This window comes from Nocardia sp. NPDC056541 (assembly GCF_042794235.1).
Taxonomy (GTDB): domain Bacteria; phylum Actinomycetota; class Actinomycetes; order Mycobacteriales; family Mycobacteriaceae; genus Nocardia.
This window is the reverse complement of record NZ_JBHTUD010000008.1, coordinates 335,758-358,373: the sequence shown is the minus strand read 5'-3', so window position 1 is coordinate 358,373 and position 22,616 is coordinate 335,758. Positions and strand designations below refer to the sequence as shown.

General features: G+C 68.7%; 18 protein-coding genes. 6 read left to right on the top strand and 12 right to left on the bottom strand.

Annotated features, from left to right (window positions below; genetic code table 11):
* Positions 1 to 75: 75 nt before the first annotated feature.
* Complete coding sequence (locus ACFQ9R_RS16970; protein WP_378991598.1) at positions 76 to 2,769, bottom strand: protein kinase; 2,694 nt, start codon at positions 2,767 to 2,769, stop codon at positions 76 to 78.
* Positions 2,770 to 2,923: 154 nt separating this feature from the next.
* On the opposite strand from ACFQ9R_RS16970, the gene ACFQ9R_RS16965 reads away from it, so the two are divergent.
* Positions 2,924 to 3,820, top strand: a complete 897-nt coding sequence (locus ACFQ9R_RS16965) for a hypothetical protein (RefSeq protein WP_378991597.1) — start codon at positions 2,924 to 2,926, stop codon at positions 3,818 to 3,820.
* A 10-nt stretch (positions 3,821 to 3,830) separates the two neighbouring features.
* On the opposite strand, the gene ACFQ9R_RS16960 is transcribed toward ACFQ9R_RS16965, so the two are convergent.
* Positions 3,831 to 4,496, bottom strand: a complete 666-nt coding sequence (locus ACFQ9R_RS16960; protein WP_358105204.1) for a response regulator transcription factor — start codon at positions 4,494 to 4,496, stop codon at positions 3,831 to 3,833.
* Between the two features lie 9 nt (positions 4,497 to 4,505).
* Positions 4,506 to 5,669: a sensor histidine kinase gene (locus ACFQ9R_RS16955; protein WP_378991596.1), complete on the bottom strand. Its 1,164-nt coding sequence runs from the start codon at positions 5,667 to 5,669 to the stop codon at positions 4,506 to 4,508.
* Between the two features lie 167 nt (positions 5,670 to 5,836).
* On the opposite strand from ACFQ9R_RS16955, the gene ACFQ9R_RS16950 reads away from it, so the two are divergent.
* The gene (locus ACFQ9R_RS16950) at positions 5,837 to 6,598 is read left to right on the top strand and encodes a hypothetical protein (RefSeq protein ID WP_378991595.1); all 762 of its coding nucleotides are present in this window, start codon (positions 5,837 to 5,839) and stop codon (positions 6,596 to 6,598) included.
* A 40-nt stretch (positions 6,599 to 6,638) separates the two neighbouring features.
* Positions 6,639 to 7,070, top strand: coding sequence for an SRPBCC family protein (locus ACFQ9R_RS16945; protein ID WP_378991594.1), 432 nt, complete (start codon positions 6,639 to 6,641; stop codon positions 7,068 to 7,070).
* Between the two features lie 84 nt (positions 7,071 to 7,154).
* On the opposite strand, the gene gatA is transcribed toward ACFQ9R_RS16945, so the two are convergent.
* Positions 7,155 to 8,642, bottom strand: coding sequence for an Asp-tRNA(Asn)/Glu-tRNA(Gln) amidotransferase subunit GatA (gene gatA, locus ACFQ9R_RS16940; RefSeq protein WP_378991592.1), 1,488 nt, complete (start codon positions 8,640 to 8,642; stop codon positions 7,155 to 7,157).
* Positions 8,639 to 8,935, bottom strand: a complete 297-nt coding sequence (gatC, locus tag ACFQ9R_RS16935; RefSeq protein WP_101466314.1) for an Asp-tRNA(Asn)/Glu-tRNA(Gln) amidotransferase subunit GatC — start codon at positions 8,933 to 8,935, stop codon at positions 8,639 to 8,641. The genes gatA and gatC overlap by 4 nt, the downstream gene beginning before the upstream one ends.
* 299 nt (positions 8,936 to 9,234) lie before the next feature.
* On the opposite strand from gatC, the gene ACFQ9R_RS16930 reads away from it, so the two are divergent.
* Positions 9,235 to 9,885, top strand: a complete 651-nt coding sequence (locus ACFQ9R_RS16930; RefSeq protein ID WP_358105186.1) for an amino acid-binding protein — start codon at positions 9,235 to 9,237, stop codon at positions 9,883 to 9,885.
* 5 nt (positions 9,886 to 9,890) lie between these two features.
* Here the strand turns inward: ACFQ9R_RS16930 and ACFQ9R_RS16925 are convergent, their stop codons facing one another.
* The 3 genes from ACFQ9R_RS16925 to ACFQ9R_RS16915 all read right to left on the bottom strand — a co-directional run bounded on the left by ACFQ9R_RS16925 (position 9,891) and on the right by ACFQ9R_RS16915 (position 12,020).
* Positions 9,891 to 10,406 (bottom strand): GNAT family N-acetyltransferase, encoded by a 516-nt coding sequence (locus tag ACFQ9R_RS16925; RefSeq protein ID WP_378991590.1) that lies wholly within the window; start codon positions 10,404 to 10,406, stop codon positions 9,891 to 9,893.
* 70 nt (positions 10,407 to 10,476) lie between these two features.
* Positions 10,477 to 10,821, bottom strand: a complete 345-nt coding sequence (locus ACFQ9R_RS16920; protein ID WP_378991589.1) for a hypothetical protein — start codon at positions 10,819 to 10,821, stop codon at positions 10,477 to 10,479.
* A 20-nt stretch (positions 10,822 to 10,841) separates the two neighbouring features.
* A complete protein-coding gene (locus tag ACFQ9R_RS16915; protein WP_378991587.1) occupies positions 10,842 to 12,020 on the bottom strand; it encodes an ATP/GTP-binding protein in 1,179 nt (392 codons plus the stop codon).
* A 202-nt stretch (positions 12,021 to 12,222) separates the two neighbouring features.
* Here ACFQ9R_RS16915 and ACFQ9R_RS16910 point away from each other — a divergent pair, with 202 nt between their 5' ends.
* Positions 12,223 to 12,576 carry a hypothetical protein gene (locus tag ACFQ9R_RS16910; RefSeq protein WP_358105177.1) on the top strand — a complete coding sequence of 118 codons (354 nt, stop codon included), beginning with the start codon at positions 12,223 to 12,225 and terminating at the stop codon, positions 12,574 to 12,576.
* A 15-nt stretch (positions 12,577 to 12,591) separates the two neighbouring features.
* Here ACFQ9R_RS16910 and ligA read toward each other — a convergent pair whose 3' ends face one another.
* The 4 genes from ligA to ACFQ9R_RS16890 form a co-directional block, all read right to left on the bottom strand.
* Positions 12,592 to 14,733 (bottom strand): NAD-dependent DNA ligase LigA, encoded by a 2,142-nt coding sequence (gene ligA / locus ACFQ9R_RS16905; RefSeq protein ID WP_378991585.1) that lies wholly within the window; start codon positions 14,731 to 14,733, stop codon positions 12,592 to 12,594.
* Positions 14,734 to 14,822: 89 nt separating this feature from the next.
* The gene (locus tag ACFQ9R_RS16900; RefSeq protein ID WP_378991639.1) at positions 14,823 to 15,881 is read right to left on the bottom strand and encodes a methionine synthase; all 1,059 of its coding nucleotides are present in this window, start codon (positions 15,879 to 15,881) and stop codon (positions 14,823 to 14,825) included.
* A 201-nt stretch (positions 15,882 to 16,082) separates the two neighbouring features.
* Positions 16,083 to 17,201 carry a tRNA 2-thiouridine(34) synthase MnmA gene (mnmA, locus tag ACFQ9R_RS16895; protein WP_378991583.1) on the bottom strand — a complete coding sequence of 373 codons (1,119 nt, stop codon included), beginning with the start codon at positions 17,199 to 17,201 and terminating at the stop codon, positions 16,083 to 16,085.
* Positions 17,201 to 18,421, bottom strand: a complete 1,221-nt coding sequence (locus tag ACFQ9R_RS16890; protein ID WP_378991581.1) for a cysteine desulfurase family protein — start codon at positions 18,419 to 18,421, stop codon at positions 17,201 to 17,203. The genes mnmA and ACFQ9R_RS16890 overlap by 1 nt, the downstream gene beginning before the upstream one ends.
* 860 nt (positions 18,422 to 19,281) lie before the next feature.
* On the opposite strand from ACFQ9R_RS16890, the gene ACFQ9R_RS16885 reads away from it, so the two are divergent.
* Complete coding sequence (locus ACFQ9R_RS16885; RefSeq protein WP_378991579.1) at positions 19,282 to 22,380, top strand: TIR domain-containing protein; 3,099 nt, start codon at positions 19,282 to 19,284, stop codon at positions 22,378 to 22,380.
* The last annotated feature ends 236 nt before the right edge of the window (positions 22,381 to 22,616 follow it).

Here is a 22,616-nt window from a genome sequence, read left to right as displayed (position 1 = left end):
CCGCGGCGACGCCTTCCCTCGCACCGTCACCTCGGTATCGCGGGTCTACCACCCCGGGGGCGGCCCCGTCATCGATCAGAGCGGAACTTCGTCCCACCACGCGATGACCTCGTCCTGCGCCGAGGGGCGGGTGGCCCCGCCGGTGCCGCTGCTGCCCCGGCGACTCACCACGACAAGGTAATTCGCGCGGGCGGAGTCGCCGGGGAAGCTCAACACCTGGTGCGCGGTCTGGACGCGGATGTTCGCCGGATCCGGAACCACCCACCGCTGCAGTGAGAACGGCACTTCGTCCTTGCTCCCCGCGTAGCGAACGGTCGCGGGCACCGCCTCCAGCACCGACCGCGCCTGGCTCGCGTTCGCGTACTCGAGCACCAGGTAGCTCAGCGCACCCACTTGATTGTCGGATCGCTCGCACTGCCACCCGGTCGTGATCGGAGTCCACTGCAACGCAGCCTCTTTCCACGCCAGCTCGCTGACATTGCGCACCCCCACACACCGCGCCCCCCGATACCCCACACCATCACTCATCTGCCCCTGCGGAACCAAGGTCGGGAAAACCCGCCGACTCTCCGCGAACGAATCCGCCACCTCGGCCACCGAATTCGACGGCCCGCTCGCGCCGTCTTCCACGTCGAGACCGTCGTCGTCTCCGGGCAACACCACCACGACCAACGCGACAACCAACGCGACCAGCACCAGAACCAGTGCCACCAACACAACCCACCCGAACCGCTGCATCCCCGACACCCGTCGAGGCACCGGCCAATACCCCCGATGCGGCACCATCCAGGGCCCCCGCGGCCCGGACCGCACCACCCCGTGCTGCTGACCCGCACGACCCGGCACGACCGGACCACCCGACTGCCCCGCCGCCGCCGACTGCCCCGCGTCTACCTGAGGCCCCGCGCCGCCCGGCTGCCCCGCACCACCCGGCTGACCTGGGCTGCCCGGCTGACCCGCGCCGCCCGGCTGACCCGCACCACCCGGCTGACTTGGGCTGCCCGGCTGACCCGCACCGCTCGGCTGTCCGGCAATGCTCGGCTGAGGTGCATTGCTCGGCTGACCGGCATTGCCCGGCTGACCCGGATTGCTCGGCTGTCCGGCAATGCTCGACTGTCCGGCAATGCTCGGCTGAGGCGCATTGCTCGGCTGACCGGCACTACCCGGCTGACCCGGATTGCTCGGCTGACCCGCATTGCTCTGCGCTGCGCTACCAGGCTGTCCCGGCTGGCTGGACTGCCCTGCGGCTCCCTCCGGCGCCACAGGCCCGGCTGGGGCCGCGTTCGAGGCCCCAGCGATCGAGGTCACCTCGGTCAGGGCCGCCGCGTTCGCCGCGTCCAGCTCGCCCGCGTCGCGCATCGATACGACATCGGTTGCCGCAGTGGCCGATACCTCACCGGACTCCGCACCGCCGGACGTCGCGGCGCTGTCCGATCGAGCCGCCGTGGATGACGACTTGTCGAGAGATACTGGGCTGGAAGATATTCCGGCATCGACCACGGGCACCGCCACAGCTTCGGCGACCCCCGGCGCGGGGCGCTGCACGCCCGCGGATGGCGGCACCGCAGCCGAGGCCGCGACCGCAGGCGCAGCGGCAGCCAGGGGCGCCGCACCAGGCGCAGCGGACCCGGATCGGCGCGCATTCGGCTGTCCGGCAACGGGACTCGCGGCCGGACGCTGAGCCACCGGAGGTACTTCGCCGGGCGGCACCGCACCGCTGGGCGCAGCCGGGCGCGGAGCGACCGGCGGGACAGCTCCGAATGGCCGTGAGGGCGGTTGCCAATGAGGTTGTGGCACCGGCTGTCCGGGTGCGCCTTGATACCCGGGTGGTGCCATGCCGGGCGGCGCGAAAGGCGCGGCGGGCCCCTGCTGCGGGGCGGGCGGGTAGTAACCCGGCACCGGGTTCGCGGGCGGGCGCGGCAGGACCGGTGGGGTCGTGGAGGTCAGCGCCTGGCGAGCCGCCTTGGCGAACGCGGCGCAGGAATCGAACCGTGCCGCAGGATGTTTCGCCATCGCGGCGGCGAGGACGGCGTCCATGATCGGCGGCAGACCCGCGCGACGCAGCGCCAGGGGCGGCGGCGGGGCGTAGAGGGTGCCGCGGATGATCTCGTTCGGGTCGGCGGAGTCGAAGGGCGCCAGTCCGGTGAACAACCAGTACAGCGAACACGCCAACGAGTACTGGTCGGAGCGATGGTCGAGCTCGGCGCCGGTCATCTGCTCCGGTGACGCGTAAGCCAGTGTCGCGGTGAACATTCCCTGCTGGGTGAGGTGCGTGGAGTCGGCGCGCAGCCGGGCGATGCCGAAGTCGGTGAGGAAGACCCGCTCGCCCTGGCCGCCGGTGGAGCGGGCCAGCAAGATGTTGGCGGGCTTCACATCTCGGTGCAGCACTCCCCTGCCGTGCGCGTAGTCCAGCGCGTCGGCGACCCCTTCGACGATCTGCACGGCCCGCTCGGGTGGCAGCGCCATCGGGTCCACCGTCGCCGCGTCGATCCCGTCGACGTACTGCATGCTGATCCAGAGTTGTTCGCCCTCGGTCCCCCGGTCGAAGACGGTGACGATGCCGGGATGGTCGAGCCCGGCGGCGAGATCGGCCTCCCGTTCGAACCGCGCGCGAACGCGCTCGTCGGCGAACAGATCCCGGTTGAGCAGCTTGAGCGCGGTGAGCCGGTCCAGGCGCGGATGCCGGGCCAGATACACCGTGCCCATGCCGCCCTGGCCCAGCATCGCCTCGATGGTGAACCCCGCGAACACCTCACCGATGTCGTGCACTACGACCCCCTTCCGACCGTGTGACCACGTTCATTCGAATTCTCGCCGAAAATCGGTGAAACTTGCTAACAGTCGTCCGGGTGTGACCGGACGCGTTCGACGAGAAGTTTGCACCGCCGGAGCACGCGCAATGGGTGGTGGGGAGGATTCGGTGGTGAAGTCGACCGGAACGACGGCTGCCTGTCGCAGGCTGCTGCTCTGTGGGGTGCTGGCAACTGCCGCACTGTCCACCTCGTGTGCCACGCCGGGCACCCCGACGGCGGTGAGCGCGCCCACGGTCACCGTCAACAGCGAAGACGCGTGGCATCCCGGTCTGTCGATCGGGCTGCCCGATTCGCTGGCCGCGGAGTTCACCCTCTTGCAGTCGAAGCTGCCGGGCCAGGTCGGCATGGCCTTGATGCCGGTCGGCGGCGGCCGGATGACGATCTACGGCGACTGGACCACCGGCATCGCCTGGTCCACGATCAAGATCCCGCTCGCGGTCGCCGCGTTGCGCCACGACTCCGACCAGTCGATCTTCGAGATGGTGGAGGCCGCGATCACGGTGTCGGACAACGACGCCGCCGAAGGCCTGTGGGAATCCCTCGGTGACGCACCGGAAGCCGCCGACGCCGTGCAGCAGATCCTCGACGAGGCGGGCGACGCGGCCACCGGCAAGTCGGGCACCCGCACCGAACTCGACGGCACCTCCTTCGGCGGTACCGAATGGTCGCTGGCCAACCAGGTGCGGTTCGCGTCGCGGCTGCCGTGCCTGCCGCAGGCCGAGGTCGTCACCTCGCTGATGGGTGAGATCACCGAGGATCAGGGGTGGGGCCTCGGCCTGCTCGACGACACCGAGTTCAAGGGCGGCTGGGGTCCCGACGACGTCACCGGGGTCTACACCGTGCGCCAGTTCGGACTGGTACCCGTGGGCAGCGGTCAGCTCGCGGTAGCCCTTGCGGCACAAGCCGATTCGGGCTCGTTCGACGACACCACCGCACTGCTCGACCGGATGGCGCTGCTGCTGGCCCGGCACCTGCCGAACCTGCGCGGCGGCGTCTGCCCGCGCTGAGCGCACCGGCTCAGCCGGGAACGACCAGGCCGGATTCATACGCCAGGACCACCGCCTGGGCGCGGTCGCGCAGCCCGAGCTTCGAGAAGACCTTGGAGACATGGGTTTTCACGGTCTGCTCGGCCACGAACAGCGCCGCGGCGATCTCGGTGTTCGACAACCCCTTGGCCACCAGTTCCAGCACCTCGCGTTCACGCGGGGTCAGGGTGCCGAGCGCGGGCGCCGGGGCGGCCCGCACCGTGTTGCGCCTGCGGGTGACGTCGGCGATGAGCCTGCGGGTGATCGTCGGCGCGAGCAGCGCCTCACCGTCGGCGACCACCCGCACCGCACGCACCAATTCCTCGGCGGGCGCGTCCTTGAGCAGGAACCCGCTCGCCCCGATGCTCAGTGCCTCGTAGACGTAGTCGTCGATGTCGAAGGTGGTGAGCATGAGCACCCGTACCGGCGGATCGAGATTCGCGGTGAGGATCGCGCGGGCGGCGTCGAGACCGTTCATCTCCGGCATCCGCACATCCATCAGCACCACGTCGGGACGCAGCCGCTTGGCCTCGGCCACCGCCACCTTGCCGTCGGGCGCGTCGCCGACGACGCTGATATCGGTCTGCGCACCCAGCAGGGCGCCGAAACCCTGGCGCACCATCGCCTGGTCGTCGGCGATCAAAACGGTAATAGCCACCCAGTCACCCTAGTGGGTGGGCAATGTCACCGAGACCTCGAATCCGCCGCTGAGCGTGGGCGCCGCGTGCAGCTCACCGCCGACCGCGACAACGCGGGTGCGCATGCCGTCGATGCCGTGACCACCGCCCGCACCGGGCTGGGGCACCGTGGCGGTCGCCGCGTTGTGCACGGTCACGCTCACCTCCCCGGGATCGACCGCCACCGCGACGTGCACCGCGGCACCCGGTGCGTGCCGGGCGCAGTTGGCCATCGACTCCTGCACGACCCGATAGACGACCAGCCCGGTCGTCTCCGGCACCGATTCCAGATCCCCGGTCACCGTCCAGTCGACGGGCAGACCCGCACGCAGAGCCGACGCGCACAGGGCGGGCACGTCCGAGGCGCGCGGCTGCGGCGCGTGTTCGGGCAGCTGGCCATCACTGCGCAACACCCCGAGCAGGCCCCGGATCTCGTTGAGCGCGGTGCGGGCGGTGGCGCCGATCGACTCGAACTCGGCGCGCGAGGCCGGGTCGAGGTCGTCGATCCGGTACGGCGCGGTCTGCGCCTGCACCACGACCATCGACATGTGGTGGGCGACCACATCGTGCAGGTCACGGGCGATGCGGGCCTTCTCCTCGAGGATCGCCCGGCGCGCGCGCTCGAGCTCGGTCACCTCTTCCTGCCGCTCGAGCTTGCGCCGCGAGGCCAGCAGGATCCGCACGAGATAGCCGAACAGGGCCAGCGCGCCGAACCCCATCGCCCAGCCCCACAGCGGACCGGTGTCCGAGCCGGGCATCGTCGTGGCGAACAGCATCGAGGTGGCCGCCCAGGCGACGACCACGATCGGCACCGAGGCCCGCAGCGCCACCGCGAACAACAGCACGAACAGCACGATGATGTGCACGACCTGGAAGGGCAGATCGTTGTCGGCACCCGGCTGCATGCCGATCGAGAACAGCAGCGCGGCGCCGGCGGAGATCGCCCACCCCATCGCCGGGTTGACCCGCACGAACAGGATGGGGAAGGCCGCCAGGGCCGACAGCAGGGGCGCGGTGACCGGCGAGACCTCGTGGGTGACGAACAACGTCGGCCACGCGATGCTGTACAAAATCAGCGCGACCAGCACCGTTGCGAAGTCGAACCAGGTGCGCGCGGGTATTCCTCGCGCGGCGGGGCGCAGTGGTGCGGTCATGACAGTGAGCCTACGAACCGTCCGGTCAGCGGACCTCATACCCACGAACCGAATACGACCCCCTACCCTGGTGTGACCCCGGCGCCGGGCCTGCCACCCGCGCGCCCCGATAAACAAGTCCGTAGCGGGATGCCCGCCGCGTGACCCGCTCCTTACCGTCGGAGGCCATGAACACCCCGCTTCGCCCGGTACCCGCCGCTGCTCGGGCCCGTACCGCAGATTCCGCCGCCTCCGCGCCGTCCCCCGATTCCGCGCAGCACCGCCGTCGTAGCGGTGTCGCGCTGTGCACGGCCGGGCTGGCCATGGCCGCCGCCGTGGTCATGTCGGCACCGGGCGCCATGGGCGGCACCACCCCGGCCGACAGCGAGAACGTCGCGGCCGCCGCCGCGGTCCGCGCGCTCATCGACGACAGCCCGGATGCCACCTCGCTCATCCCCCGCGATTTCGGCTACAAGTTCGGTTACGACCCCGTCCAGCTGGACGGCTTACTGGTGAACCCGAACGGCGGCTGCTCCTCACCGGTGACGCTGCCCGCCGAGTTCGAGTCGGCGTGTAAGGCGCACGACCTGGGCTACGACGTACTGCGCTACGCCGAGCGGGTCGACGAACCCCTCGGCGGGTGGGCGCGCCGCTCGGTGGACGCGGCGCTGAACCGGCGCATCCACGCCTCGTGTCAGCTGCGCGACGACGAGTTCTCCCGGGCTCGCTGCGGCGTGATGGCCGATATCGCGTTCACCGCCGTGGACGTGAACTCGCGGCGTCAGGAGTACGGCGCACCGGTGGTCGAGAACGTCTTCGCCCAGACCGACCCGGCCGACCGGCCCAACCTCTGGCCGCTCGCGCGCACCGTCCTCGGCTTGTTCGCGGTGACAGCGGCCTCGGCCGTGATCATCGACGCGCTGCGCAAGTTCCGCCGGCGCTTCGTCTGATGCGGTTGCCGAAAACTAGAACATGTCCTAGTTTTCACACATGTCTCTAGTCATCGACGAAACGATCGAGATCGACGCCCCCGCCGCGAAGGTGTGGGAGGTGCTCACAGATTTCGAGCGCTACGGCGAGTGGAACACCTTCTGCTACGAGGCGTCGAGCACGCTGGAACCGGGCTCGCCCATCGACATGCGGGTCCAGCTGGGCAGCAACCGTCGTCCGCAGCGGGAATGGATCCGTACCCACACCCCGGGCGTCGAGTTCAGCTACACCATGAAGCCGGTGCCGCTGGGCGCACTGCACAGCCTGCGCTCACACACCGTCGTCCCCCTCGGTCCCGACCGGTGCCGCTACGAGTCCCGGTTCACCCTCGCCGGTTGGTTCAGCCCCGTGGTGACAGTGGCGCTCGGCAAGCATCTGCGGGCCGGCTTCACCGCGATGACGGCGGGCGTCGGCCGCCGCGCGGTGGCGTAGACACCCACCACCGGCGGGCACACCGCCACCAGCGGGGCGTACCAGGTTCTGTCGAACCGGCACGCCCCGCTCGGGGAGAATTTCTCAGACCGCGCTCGGGGTCGGCAGCGCGCCGCGTGCCACCTCGTAGGCCGCGCCCACCCGGTACAGGCGGTCGTCGGCCAGCGCGGGCGCCATGATCTGCAGACCCACCGGCAGGTTGTCGTCGGCCGACAGACCCGACGGCACCGACATGCCGGGGTGACCCGCCAGGTTGGTCGGCAGGGTGCACAGGTCCGACAGGTACATGGCCAGCGGGTCGTCGACCTTCTCGCCCAGCTTCCACGGGGTGAACGGGCTGGTCGGCGAGACGAGCACGTCGACCTGCTCGTAGGCGGCGTCGAAGTCGCGCGCGATCATCGTGCGAACCTTCAGCGCCTGGCCGTAGTAGGCGTCGTAGTAGCCCGCCGACAGCGCGTAGGTGCCGATCATGATGCGGCGCTTGACCTCCGGACCGAAACCGGCCTCGCGGGTCAGCGACATCACCTGGTCGGCGCTGTGGCTGCCGTCGTCACCGACGCGCAGGCCGTAGCGCATGGCGTCGAAGCGCGCCAGGTTCGACGACACCTCCGACGGCATCACCAGGTAGTACGAGGACAGCGCGTACTCGAAGCTGGGGCACGACACCTCGACCACCTCGGCGCCCAGTTCCTTCAGCACCGCGACGGCGGCGTCGAAGGAGGCGATGACGCCGGATTGGTAACTGTCGGAGTGCAATTCACGCACCACGCCGACGCGCACGCCCGTCAGGTCACCGTTGGCGCCCTGCTTGGCGGCGGCCACCACCGGCGCCACCGGAACATTGCGCGAGGTGGAGTCACGCGGGTCGTGCCCGGCGATCACCTCGTGCAGCAGCGCGGTGTCGAGCACGGTGCGACCACACGGACCACCCTGATCCAGCGACGACGCGCACGCGATCAGGCCGTAGCGCGAGACGGTGCCGTAGGTGGGTTTCACCCCGACCGTCGCGGTGACCGCGGCGGGCTGACGAATCGAGCCACCGGTGTCGGTACCGATCGCCAGCGGCGCCTGGAACGAAGCCAGCGCCGCCGCCGAACCGCCACCGGAACCACCGGGGATGCGGGTGGTGTCCCACGGGTTGCGGGTGGGACCGTAGGCGGAGTTCTCGGTGGAGGAGCCCATCGCGAACTCGTCCATGTTGGTCTTGCCGAGAATCGGGATGCCCGCAGCCCGCAGCCGTGCGGTGACCGTCGCGTCGTACGGCGACATCCAGCCCTCGAGGATCTTCGAGGCACAGGTGGTCGGCATGTCGGTGGTGGTGAAAACGTCCTTGAGCGCCAACGGAACTCCCGCCAGCGACGAGGCGGGCGTTTCGCCCGCGGCGAGCGCGGCGTCGACCACGGCGGCCGCGGCGAGGGCTTCGTCGCCCGCCACGTGCAGGAAGGCGTTGAGCTCACCGTCGACCTTGCCGATGCGATCCAGGTGCGCCTGGGTGACCTCGGTGGAGGTCACCTCGCCGCCGTGGATCTTGCTCGCCAGCTCGGCAGCCGACAGCTGCGTCAACTCGCTCATTCGCCCTCTCCCAGGATCTGCGGGACCAGGAAACGCTGTTCTTCCACGGCGGGCGCCTGGTCCAGCGCCTGCTCGGGGGTGAGGCCGGGCGTGACCACATCGGGCCTGGTCACATTGGTCGTCGGATTCGGCGACGCGGTGGCGGGGACGTCGGCGGCGACCTCGGTGATGGTCTGCACGTGGCTGAGGATCGAATCCAGCTGACCGGCGAACTGGTCCAGTTCGGCGTCGGTCAACGCCAGCCGGGACAGCCGGGCGAGGTGAGCGACCTCGTCACGGGAGATTGCGGGCACCGCGGGACCCCTTTCGGCTTCGGTGGGCAGTATCGGTACAGCCTAATTCACACGGTCGCGAAGCAATCCACAGCCTGCGCATGGCCGGAGCGCAGGCGGAGGTACGCCTGATCGGCGCGTCATATCGGTTTCGACGCGCCCGCCCCCGCGGCTCGGACGCACCCGCCGCACACGAAAGTTCGCGCATGTCGCGCCGATGGGGTCATACTTCGGGTCGAGAACCCGCGTTCAGGGGTGTAAGTATTGCTTCACCGGGTATTCGTCTCGAACAACCCCGGCCGTTATGGAAAGGAACGCACGTGTCATACCTGCTCCGCGTGCAACTTCCGGATCGACCGGGAAGCCTCGGCTCCCTCGCACTCGCCCTCGGCGGGGTCGGCGCGGACATTCTCTCGCTCGATGTCGTGGAACGCGGCGCCGGGTTCGCGATCGACGATCTCGTCGTCGAAGTGCCTACCGGCGCACTGCCCGACACCCTCATCACCGCCGCGGAGTCGGTGCGCGATGTGAGCGTCGACTCCATTCGCCCGTACTCCGGCGTGCTCGACACCCACCGCGAGCTCGAGCTGATCGACCAGGTCGCCAGTGCTCGCGACGACCGGCTCCAGGTACTCGTCGACGGCTGCCCGCGGGTGCTGCGCGTCGGCTGGTCCACGATCATCGGCCTCGGCCCGGCGGGCGCCTACCGCATCGTCGGTAGCCCGAGTGCCCCTGAGACACAAGCGGGTTCGGCCCCGTGGATGCCCATCGAGAAGCCGATGTGGCTCGACGGTGAGGCCGAATGGGTGCCCGAGATCTGGCGCGACATGGACACCAAGCTGGCCGCCGCGCCGCTGGGCAACACCGGCAGGGCACTGCTCCTCGGTCGCCCCGGTGGGCCCGACTTCCGGCCGTCGGAGGTGGCGCGGCTCGGCTACCTCGCCGGCATCGTCGCCACCGTCCTGAACTGATCGGGTCAGCGCAGCGCGAGCCGCATCACGAACAGTTGCAGTCCGTCGTGGGTGGCCCAATCACGTTCGGGCACACCGACGAAGCCGAGGCGCTCGTAGATTCGGTGGGCGTCGACCATCGAGAACATCGTGGTGAGCGCGACTGCGTCGAAACCGCCTGATCTCGCCTCGTCGACGACGGCGCGAACCAGCGCGGTGCCGACACCGAGTCCGCGTGCCCGCTTGGATACCGCGAGCATCCGGAACTCGAGTTCGCCGGGCTGAGCGATCTCCGCGTAGGGCGTGCCGGGCTTCGCGACGGTGAGCGAGCCGACGACCGCACCGTCGTGCACGGCCACGAGGACCTCGGCCTCGGCGGCCCGGTGCGCCACGTCGGCGAGTTCCCGCACATAGTCGTCCCCGTCGGGGACATAGCCGTCGCCCACGTACACCTCCACGGTCAGCGCGGCGACCGCGTCGTATTCGTCGGGGTGGGCGGGGCGGATCAGGAGTCCGGTGGTCTGCTCATCGGTACCGTGCATCCCCGAATGCTCCCATCTGGACGCTTGTGAGCTCCGACTCACCCATGCCCGGCGAGATCGGTGAGGTCGCTCAAGAGCCGAGGTAGGGGCGCAAGCCGGGGTGCTCGGCGTGCCAGTCGTCGGGGTTGTGCGGTGGGTAGGCCACGGCGAGGTGGTCGCCGGGTGCGGGCCAGTGTGCGGCGTCCCAGGCGAAGCGGCGGTAGACGACCTTGCCGGTGATCGACGGACCGGTGACGGTGCCGGTGATCGTCACGTAGTGCTCGCCGGTCATCGCGGGCAGCGGGCTGACACCGGTCACGTAGAGCGACCCGTGTTCGAGGTTCGCCCTTCCCCGGCCGGTCCGTCCGGAGACGACGGCCGCGATCGTCACCACCAGCATCGTCACCAGCGCTACCGCCATCACCACTTCGAGCATGCGCCCATGCTATGCCCCGCTCACAGCGGCGTGAGTTCGCTGACCCCCAGTGCACGGCGCACCTGCCACACCGCCGTGCGGGTGCGCTGGGAGCGGCCGTTGCCGCGGTCGATCAGCGCTCGATCGGCGGTGGTGTAGATCAGTTGTGCGCCACGGGAATTGGTCTCCGGGTTCTGGAACAACTGGACGAGGCGGTCGGTCTCCTCGACCGGCAGGCCGACGCCGAGATCGTCGACCGCGAGCACCTGGCCGGTGTCGAGAGCCTCCAGCATGGCGGGCAGGACGCGCAGCAGCGAACGGGTGGCCGTGGATTCGTCGGCCAGTTCGAACGGGACGTCGATGCCCTCGTGCACCAGGCTCAGCCCCGCGCCGCGGCGGTCGACCATGCGCCGGTACAGCGCGTCCCGCGCCGCGCGCAGGGTGCTCAGCTCGCGATCCACGAGAATCTGCTCGGGGTGGTCGAGATGGCCTGCCAGCGCACCGATCTCGGCGTCCAGATCACGCAGGTAGTCCGCGTACATCGGATCGTGTTCGGCGACGAGCAGATCCTCGATCCCGAGATCGGCGGTGCGCAGCAGCATCAGCAGACGCGCCGCGTTGTCGGGCGAGCGGGAGATATGGCTGCCGAGATCGTGCGCGAGCGCGTCGGTGTCGACATCGCCCTGCTGCACAGTCAGATTCGCCGCGAACCACCGGTACGCGGGCACGAGTGCCTCGGCGTACATCTGCCCCGCCAAGCTCAGCAGCAGCGCGTTCGGCCGCAGCAACGGCACCAGCGCCGCCACCCCGTACCGGGCCGCTTCGAACATCGGCCCGATCTTCACCTCGTCACCCCGGCGTTCGAACACGATCCGCTTGCGCGACCGTGGATGGGTGTAGAGCCACTCCGCGACCACATCGGCGTTGTCGAGCCGGAACCCGTAGGTGTAGGGCACGCCCTCGGCGACGAATCCGGCGACGAATTCCGTCGGCCGCTCGGCGAACCCGAGATGCGGTCGCCGCACCGGGCCGGCGTAGGGGTCCCATCCGCTCACGGAATTCAGGACCGCGTCCCGCATCTGCCCGATCGCGTCGATCACGCTCGTCTTCCCGGCCGCCGCCACCCCGTGCACCGCGGTCACCGGCACCGCCAACGGCCCGCCTGCCCCCTTGGTCAGCCGCAACTGCTGAGCCTCCGCCAGCGATCCATGATTGGTCACCTGAAAACTGCGCAGCAAGGGTCCGCCTCTCCGAGATTCTTGGCAAGACTAAGGGACACGGGGGCTCGCCCACGCGGCAGCCTGATCCGGTGAACGGCAGCACCGATCCCGCGCGTGTTCGGTTCGGACGCACTAAGGTGCTGGACACTGCGGCTGGTTCGTCGCAGGTTCGGCGGTCGGCGATGAGGGATGGGTGCGCGTAATGGCGGTTCGGGTAATTGTTCGCGGAGTTGTCGTTGCCGCGGTGACCGCGGGAGCGCTCGTGCCCGCGGCGCTGGTGAGTGCGCCCAGTGCGCTGGCCGATCCGTGCCCGACGGGAACCGCGCGGGTGTTCCTGGGGAACTCGACCAACTCGTGTCAGGGTGCGGGGTCGGTGTCCTACACCGACGCTCCGGTGTCGAAGGTGTGCTCGATGGCGAGCACCGATGTGACGGTGGAGATCCAGACCAACATCAAGAAGCGGCCGTTGCGTACCCAGGAGCTCAGCAACGGGCAGTGCGCGTCGTTCGACATGAAGACCCAGATCGGCAACACGGTCACCGTCACCCCGAACTGACGCGAACCCGGCTGTTCACGTCGCCGGGCTCGGCTGGTCCGCCACGAGCGGATCCTCCTCCGGTGCGACCCTGACCGCGTCGGGGCCGCCCTCCAGCAGTAGCCGGAAGCCGTCTTCGTCGAGGATCTGGACGCCCAGCTCTTCGGCCTTGGCCGCTTTCGAACCGGGCGCCTCGCCGATCACCACGAACGCGGTCTTCTTCGACACCGAGCCCGCCGCCTTGCCGCCGCGAACGAGGATCGCCTCCTTCGCGCCGTCGCGGCTGAAGGTCTGCAGGGAGCCGGTGACGACGATCGACAGGCCGTCGAGGTTGCGTTCGATGGATTCGTCACGCTCGTCTTCCATCCGCACCCCGGCCGCTCGCCACTTGTCGACGATCGCGCGATGCCAGTCGGCGGTGAACCATTCCACGACCGCGGCGGCGATGGTGGGGCCGACACCGTCGGTGGCTGAAAGTTCTTCTCCTGTCGCGGATTCGATGCGCTCGAGGTCCGCGAACTCGGCGGCCAACGCACGGGCCGCGGTCGGGCCGACATGGCGGATGGACAGCGCGACGAGCACCCGCCACAGCGGAGTGTCCTTGGCCGCTTCGAGGTTCGCGAGCAGGCGGGCACCGTTGGCCGAGAGGGTGCCGTCCTGTTTGGTGAACAACGGCACGCCGAGCAGATCCTGCGCGTCGAGGGCGAACAGGTCGCCCTCGTCGGTGATCGCGCCCGAGGTGAGCAGGTCGTTGGCGGCTTCGTAGCCGAGGGCCTCGATGTCGAAGGCGCCGCGTCCGGCCAGGTGGAAGACGCGTTCGCGCAGCTGGGCCGGGCAATGCCGCTGGTTGGGGCAGCGGATGTCGGCGTCGCCCTCCTTGGCGGGGGCGAGTTCGGTGGCGCACTCGGGGCAGTGCGTCGGCATGACGAATTCGCGTTCGGCACCGGTACGCGCGTCGACGACGGGCCCGAGGACCTCGGGAATCACATCACCGGCCTTGCGGATCGTGACGGTATCGCCGATGAGCACACCCTTGCGCCGCACTTCGGAGGCATTGTGCAGGGTCGCCATCGACACGGTCGAGCCGGCGATCGAGACCGGCGCCATCACCGCGAACGGGGTGACCCGACCGGTGCGGCCGACGTTGACCTCGATGTTGAGCAGCGTGGTGGTGGCCTCTTCGGGCGGGTACTTGTAGGCGATGGCCCAACGTGGGGCACGGGAGGTGGAGCCGAGGCGGCGTTGCAGGGCCGTCTCGTCGACCTTGATCACCTGACCGTCGATCTCGTGCTCGATGTCGTGGCGATGTTCGCCCCAGTAGGCGACCCGCTCGATGACCGCGTCGATGCCCTCGACCAGGCGGGTGTGGGCCGAGACCGGCAGGCCCCAGGCAGCCAGTGCCTGGTATGCCTCGTGCTGGGAGGCCGGGCGGTATCCCTCGATGCGGCCGAACCCGTGGCAGATCATCCGCAGCCGACGCTGGGCGGTGATCGCGGGATTCTTCTGGCGCAGCGAACCGGCGGCGGTGTTGCGCGGATTCGCGTACGGCGGTTTGCCCTCGGCGACGATCTGAGCGTTCAACGTCTCGAAGTCCTCGAGCCGGAAATACACCTCGCCGCGTACTTCCAGGAGCTCGGGGATCGGGAATTCCTCGGTCGGGGTGAGCTCGGCGGGGATGTCTTCGATGGTGCGCGCGTTGAGGGTGACGTCCTCCCCGGTGCGCCCGTCACCGCGAGTCGCACCGCGCACCAGCTTGCCGTTCTCGTACACGAGGTTCAGCGCGACGCCGTCGATCTTGACTTCGCACAGATAGTGCAGCCCGGACCCGGTTTCGGCTTCGACCCTGCTCGCCCAGGTTCGCAGCTCGTCGTAGTCGAACACGTTGTCCAGCGACAGCATCCGCTCGAGATGATCGACCGCGGTGAACTCGGTCGCGAATCCGCCGCCGACCAGCTGCGTGGGCGAGTCGGGAGTCCGCAGATCCGGATGCGCGTCCTCGAGAGCCTGCAATGTGCGCAGCAACGCGTCGAACTCACCGTCGGTGATGATCGGTGCGTCCCGCAGGTAGTAGCGGAACTGATGCCCACGCACCTCGTCGGCCAACTGTTGCCACTGCACCCGCTGCTCGGGCGTAGCCGCTTCGGCACTCACAGAAACCGCGCTGTCGCTGTCACTCACCCACCAGAGATTAGTCGAGCCCACCGACACATCCATGCACGTCGCAGCCGTGCAGGAACGAGATTTCGTGGAGATCGGCGGGAGCTACGTCACCGACGACCGCGGCCCGAGCGCGACTGTTCCGGCCGCTCGACGGTGAGCGACTCCGGGTCCTCGGCGAAAGCGCGGGCAACGTCGGCGGCCAGCGCGAGGGCCTTGCGAGACCACGCGAGCGGAGCGCCCGCCAGACCGCAGGTCGGGGTGACCAGGACTCGAGTGAGGGCCGCACGAGGGAAGCCGAGATCGTCCACGAGCCGGACCGCGGGCTCGGCGGCGGCGCGCCAGGTGAGCGGGCTCGTGGGCGGTTCGGTGGGGACGAGTCCGAGGGCCAGCTTCTTGCCGGAGTCCACGGCTTCGCCGATGTCGTCGAAGTCGGCGGTGGTGATGGCCGACGCGTCGAAGGACAGGGCGGCGGCCGCCGTGCGGCGCAGGGTGGGCAGGGCCGGGCGGGCCGCGCAGGTATGCAGGATGACCGGCCCCGGTTGGGCGTTGATCACGACGTCGAGGAAGTGGATCGCCTCCGGACCGGGCAGTGCGCGGACGGTGTTGAGCACGCTCGGGCCGGTCAGCGATCCGTCGAGAACCGTCGTCAACTGCGGTTCATCCAGTTGCACAACCACGTTCGCCCCGAGTCGCTTTCCGATCTCGGCGGCGTGCAGGGCCAGGCCCTCGGCCAGCGAGTCCGTGAGGTCGCGCAGCGCACCGCGATCGGTGAGAATGCGATGGCCGCCGGGCAGTTCGACCTCGGCGGCGAGGGTGAGCGGCCCGACCGACTGGATCTTGATCGCCCGGCCGGAACCGACGAGACCCGCTGTCTCCCAGGCTTCCTCGATCGCGTCGAGATCTACGCGCACGAAGTCGCGGGCCTTCCGCGAGACCGAACCCGGACGGTCGGCGAGCCGGTAACCGCGGGTGGTCGCGTCGAACCGCAGATCCACCAGGAGCGCGGAGGCGCGTCCGATCATGTCGGCGCCGATCCCGCGTTCGGGGAGTTCGACGAGGTGGGGCAGTTCCGGCAGTTCACCGACGATGGTGGTCGCCGCCTCGAGTGGATCAGTGCCCGGCCAGGAACCGAGACCGGTGGCGAACGCCCCGGCGAGCAAGTCCACCGGCTCCGCCGCGGCCGGGTCGCCGGACTGCTCACTACCACGCCACAACGTCACGCGCTCAACACCTTTCGTGTCGTCTGGGTCAGTGGTCCACACCGGATCGGCGTCGACCACCACGAACCGTGCGCCGCACCACGGCGCGGGCCGTCACCCGTCATCCTGCCGTGCGCGCCGACCGCCGGCGCACCCGCCACGACACGATCAGGCTGACGCCGCCGACGAATCGGACTCGATGCCCGCGGCACGGTCGGTGCCGTTGATCGTGCCGCTGCCGATCACGGTGTCGCCGCCGTCGGCATCGGGCAGGTACAGCACGATGGCCTGGCCCTTCGCGACGCCGGTGAGCGGCTCACGCAACCTGGCGACGAAGCCGTCGCCCTCGGGCTCGACCACGGCCGGCGCGGTCCCGCCGTGCGCGCGCACCTGCACGACGCACTCGACCGAAGAGGCCGGGCGCACGCCGGAAGTCCAGATCGCGCGGTCGGCGGTGACGATGTCGACCTGTAGATCCTCGACCGAACCGACCTTGACGGTCCCCGAATCGGGATCGATCCCGGTCACATACCGCGGCTTGCCGTCGGCGGCGGTGTGGCTCAGGCCGAGGCCCTTGCGCTGACCGACGGTGAACCCGTGCACACCCTCGTGACTACCGAGCACCGTGCCGTCGGAATCGACCAGCGCACCGGGCCGGATGCCGATCTTGGCACCGAGGAAGGCGCGGGTATCCCCGGACGGGATGAAACAGATGTCGTGGCTGTCGGGCTTGTTCGCCACCGCCAGCCCCCGTTCGGCGGCTTCCTCGCGGATCCGCGGCTTGGGGGTGTCGCCGACCGGGAACATCGCCCGCGCGAGCTGTTCGGCGGTGAGCACGGCCAACACGTAGGACTGGTCCTTGTCCGCGTCGACAGCACGACGCAGCACGCCCTCGTCGAGCCGCGCGTAATGCCCGGTCACCACCGCGTCGAAGCCCAGCGCCTGCGCGCGATCGGCCAGCGCGGAGAACTTGATCTTCTCGTTGCAGCGCAGACACGGGTTCGGGGTCTCCCCCGCGGCGTAGGCGGCGACGAAGTCGTCGATCACGTCTTCCTTGAAGCGATCGGCGAAATCCCAGACGTAGAACGGGATTCCGAGCACATCGGCGGCGCGACGCGCGTCACCGGCGTCTTCCTTGGAGCAGCAACCACGCGACCCGGTGCGCAGCGTGCCCGGGTTGGCCGACAGCGCCAGATGCACCCCGACCACCTCGTGCCCGGCGTCCACGGCCCGCGCCGCGGCCACCGCGGAATCGACACCACCACTCATCGCGGCGAGAACTCTCATCAGGCACCTCCTCTAGCGCCGGCCAGGCCTGCGGCCCTGGCCCGATCGATGACCTGCGGCAGCACGGTCAACAGTGTTTCGACATCGGCTCCGGTCGACGTGTGACCGAGCGTGAAGCGCAGCGAACTGCGCGCCTGCCACGGTTGCACACCCATCGCGATCAGCACATGGCTGGGCGAGGCGACGCCCGCGTTGCAGGCCGAACCGGTGGAGCATTCGACACCGGCGGCGTCGAGCAGCATGAGCAGCGAGTCACCCTCGCACCCGGGGAACGTGAAGTGAGCGTTGCCGGGCAGTCGTTGCGCGGGCCCGTTGAGCACGGCATCCGGCACCGCGGCCCGCACGCCGTCGATCAACTCGTCGCGCAACGCCCGCAATCGCTGAGCGCGCCCGGGCAGGTCGGTGACGGCATCGCGCAGCGCGGCGGCCATCCCGATCGCCGCGGCCACATCGGAGGTACCGGAGCGCAGGTCGCGTTCGTGCCCGCCACCGTGCACCAGCGGCACACACGGCACACTTCGGCCCAGCAGCAGTACGCCGATCCCGTGCGGACCGCCGACCTTGTGTCCGGCCACGCTCAGCGCGGCCAGCCCACTCGCGGCGAAGTCGACCGGAATCTGGGTCACCGCCTGAATGGCGTCGCTGTGCATCGGGATGTCGAATTCCTGTGCGACAGCGGCCAATTCGGCGATCGGCTCGATGGTCCCGACCTCGTTGTTGGCCCACATCACACTGACCAGCGCCACCTCATCGGCATGCGCGGCGAGTACCTCACGCAACACCTGCGGCGACACGACACCCTCGGCGTCGACCGGCAGCCAGCTGACCTGCGCACCCTCGTGCTTCTCGAGCCACTCGACCGCGTCGAGCACCGCGTGATGCTCGACCGAGCTGGTGACGATCCTGGTACGCCGCGGATCCGCCGCCCTGCGCCCCCAGAAGATCCCCTTGACGGCCAGATTGTCGCTCTCGGTGCCCCCGGAGGTGAAGATCACCTCGGACGGCCGAGCACCCAGATCAGCCGCGATCGACTCGCGCGCCTCTTCCAGCGACCGCCGCGCCGCCCGCCCCGAACCGTGCAGCGAGGACGCGTTGCCGACCGCCCCGAGGGCAGCCGTCATCGCCTCGACGGCGGCGGGCAACATCGGAGTGGTCGCCGCGTGATCGAGGTAGACCGTCTTGGGCGCACCGCTGACCGGACCCGAATAAGCCGACTTCATGACCGACAAAGCCTATACCACCGCTGACCTGGTCATCTTCGGGGTCCACCCCTGCTTCCTACGATTTTTCGACGATTTACCCAGGATCTTCAACACGTGTATCACCTACTTTCATTCCCAAATCGTCGATGAGCAGGCCGGGAGACGGTCGAGACAGCTGGGTGCGAAGGAGCCGAGCTGCCGGACCGCAGCGGTCCGGCGACCCGGCAGACAGATGAATACGAGATTCCTCGCGCGTGCAAATGCTTCTTGGACCGCCAGACTGCCCCCTGCAGCGCATCCGCCCGCTGGCCGGGGCCGCCGCGCAGCGGCCGACAACGGCCGCTAGCGGCGCCGCTACCGTGACAAACCCATATGCCGCAGGCCACCCCGGACCGGGGGCGGCACTGGTGCGTGCACGGGCGGGTTCGAGATCGCTTGGCGCACTGTCGTCGTGTTCGCACCGACAGGGCGGTGACCGCGATGGCGGTCGGCATCCGGCCGCGTAAGGACCTGGTGGCGATTCCGAAGACGATCACGACCACCTACTGGCCCGTCGTGCTCGCCACGGCCGGCCTCGTGCGGAGTGTGGAACGAAGTCGCTCGGCCCCACTGGGTATCAGCCCTTACGCGTTGCCGACACCCTCTTGTAAGAGCCTCAGCGCAGGTCGAAGCGCGTACGGGCGCGGATCCCTCAGCGGGACGGGATTGACAGTCGGGAACAAGGCTCGCCATCACCTTCCTAGGTGCGCAAACTCTTTGCGTTCTTGCGGCAAAAGTCGAGTAGTTGGGTACCCGCGACATCCGTACTCGCTTGCGTAAGACTCAGATGGTCTCGTCCAACGCGCCTCGACACCGTCTGGAGAGTGGGGTGATGACCCGTGTGCGCTCAGGCCGCGGAGACTCCGGAGCAGCAGGCTCAGGGGCAGGGTGAGCCGTTCGACTACGACGCTTTCATCTCCTATGCCCACCACGATCGACCGGTCGCCGCGGGGATCCAGAAGGGCCTACACCGCATCGGCCGTCGCATGGGCCACCTGCACGCCCTGCGGGTGTTCCGCGACGCCACCGACCTCACCGCCAGCCCCAACCTGTGGGGCGAGGTCACCGAGGCGATGGACCGCGCCCGCTATTTCATCGTGGTGCTCTCCCCGCACGCAGTCGCCTCCCACTGGGTCAACAAGGAGGTCGCCCACTGGCTGGACCGGCGCGGACCGGACCAGCTGCTGTTCGTTGTCGCTGACGGACACCTGACCTGGGACGAGGGCACCGGACGGTTCGACCCGGACCGGTCCGACGTGGCCCTGCCGGTGCTGGAGGAGCCGGGGGTACTCGCCTCCGAACCGTTCTACGTCGACGTCAGTGAAGATGAGCCGTGGGATCCCCACGCACCGATGTTCCGGGAGAAGGTCACCGACCTGGCCGCCCCGATCCACGGCAAACCCAAATACGAACTGGCCAGCGAGGATCTGCGGGAGCAACGCCGCTTCCGCCGCCTCCGCCGCGCCGCCATCGCCGGCCTGGTCCTCCTGACCGTCCTCGCACTCGCCGCGGCCACGATCGCATTCGTGCAACAACAGGAGGCGGAACGCCAACGCAACGAAGCGGTACGCCAACGGAACCAGGCGATAGCCCTGCGGCTGGAATCCGATGCCGAGTCTATGCTCGACGGCACACATGCCCGCGACGACGTCCGCGCAATCCAGGAAACACTCGCCGCCCAACAGATCGCGACGACACCCAACCCCGGCGCTGCGCTTCGGACTCTGAATGCCCTGTCCTCCACCGAAAAGATCATCAGGACCGGTGCCCCGTACTCGATTCCTCCGAACGCCACCGCCGACAGCCTCAGGCGTGCAACCGAAACCGCGCAGCCGGTCTTCAGTATTGCAATTCGACCGGACGGGCACCGCATCGCCACCAGCGGTCTCCAAACAAGAGTGTGGGACGCCAACACTGGTAAGCAGGTCGATCTATCTTCCCGAACGGATCGCGGATCGTACGCCGTGGCGTACAGCCCGGACGGGCACCGCATCGCCACCGTCAACGCAGACGGCAACATCCAACTGTGGGATGCCGACACAGGGACGCCGGTCGGTGATCCCCTCACCGGTCATGCAAACGGCTCCGTCAAGAGTGGTGTGGCGTTCAGTCCGGACGGGCACCGCATCGCGTCAGTCGGCACCGACGGGACAATTCGGGTGTGGGACGCCGAATCCCGCGTGCCCCTCGTTACCTTCACCGGCCACGAGGGTGGCGCACACAGCGTGGCGTTCAGCCCCGATGGGCATCGCATGGTTTCCGGTGGCGGCGACGCGACGGTCAGGATGTGGGACGTCGACAAAGGCGAGCCCATCGGTGAACCGATGAGACGCCACACCACGGCTGTGAACAGCGTTGCGTTCAGCGCGGACGGCCGGCGCATCGTCTCGGGCAGCGGAGGACCCACCCCTGGGTCCGACATTCTCTACGACCTCGCGGCGCCCATCGTCCTGTGGGACGCAGACACGCGCCAACCCGTCGGCGAACCGTTGACCGGCCACGCAGGTTATGTCAACAGTGTTGCGTTCAGCCCCGACTCCCAACGAATCGTCTCCGGAGGCGGGGACAATGTTGTGCTCCTCTGGGATGCCGAGACCGGCGCGTCGGCCGGCCCACCGCTACTGGGGCACACCGGCACGGTCACGAGCGTCGCATTCAGCCCCGACAAGGCCAATCCACGCATCGTCTCCAGCAGTATTGACGGAACCCTGCGCATATGGAATACCGAACCGGACGACTCCATTGGTCATCTTTGGACAGCACTGTCCACCGAGTCTCGAGGGCCGGGCCACAGTGCTGTGCTGGCTGTCGAACCGATCGGTCACCGAATACTGGCGTTCGAATTCAACGACCCGCAGTCCGGCGAGGGGACCGTCTGGATAGTCGACCCGGATACCGGAGCTCGCGCGGGCCCCTTAGCGCTACCCGAACAAGTCACCATCACCTCCAGCGCCTTCAGCCCCGACGGACGTCGCGTGGCTATCGGTACCGATGACAAAACCTTCCGGATCTGGGAGGCCGACTCCGGCCGCGCCCTCGGCGGGCCGGTCACCGGTCTCCACGACTCGGCTTCGAACCTGGCGTTCAGCGGCGATGGACGCCGCATCGTGGCCGGCGGCGCGGACAAGTCCGTCATCGTCTGGGACGTCGATTCAAGCCGAGCGATCGGCACACCATTGACGGGTCCAGATGGCGCCATCGTGAATGTCGCGTTCAGTCCGGACGGGCGCCGAGTCGCGGGAAGCACAGACAAGTCCGTCTGGATATGGGACGTCGATTCCGGCCGGACAATTGGTGGCCCCCTCGAGGGTCACGAATGGGACATCAGTACTGTCAGATTCGGTTCCGGTGGGCGACGCGTCATCTCCGTAAGCGGGGACTCGGTTCTCCTGTGGGACGCCGAGACCGGACAGCGCGTCGCGCAAGCACCTGCAACGGGGTATTTAGGCGCCTTTGCGATCAGCCCGAACGGGGAGTTCTTCGTCACTGCGGTTGGGGTTGACCTGCAACGCTGGGATTCCATGACCGGCAATCCGATCGGCGCCCCCATGCCAGGCCGCCAGCCAGGGAAGATCTTCAGCATCGTCGTCACCAGTGATGCGCGCTACATCCTTTCCGGAGGCATGGACCAAGTCCTGCGATTCTGGGATGCCGCGACGGGCGAACCGATCGGCGACCCACTCAAAGGTCCAGACGGCTGGATCATGATGATCCAGGCGACCCCCGATGGTCGCGTCGTGCGTACGGTCTGGCTATCTCCGGACCAAGGCGCCGGCGGCGGGGTCTGGGTCTGGCCGGGGCCGGCATCCTGGGAGGACGAGCTGTGCTCGAAACTCAGCGAGAATATGAGCGGCAAGCAGTGGTCCGAATGGGTCTCACCCGACATCGAATACACCGCGGTATGCCCCGATCTACCTCAACATTCGGGCGACAACTAAACCACCTTCGGATCGAATTATCGGTTTCGGCTCGCGCCGCACCCCGTCCGCTCCGACCCCGACGGTCCAGATCGTGCGGGTCACCGATTGAACAGACTGACAGTGATCGCACGAACGTAGTGTCGACGTCGGTTCCGCTGGTCGACAGATACCTGTCGCGTAGGACCTGTCCCACGGTTTGTCCCCGCTCAAGTTGCGAGCAACGCTGGCTTACGCCAAGACTCGTCGCCGGAGTC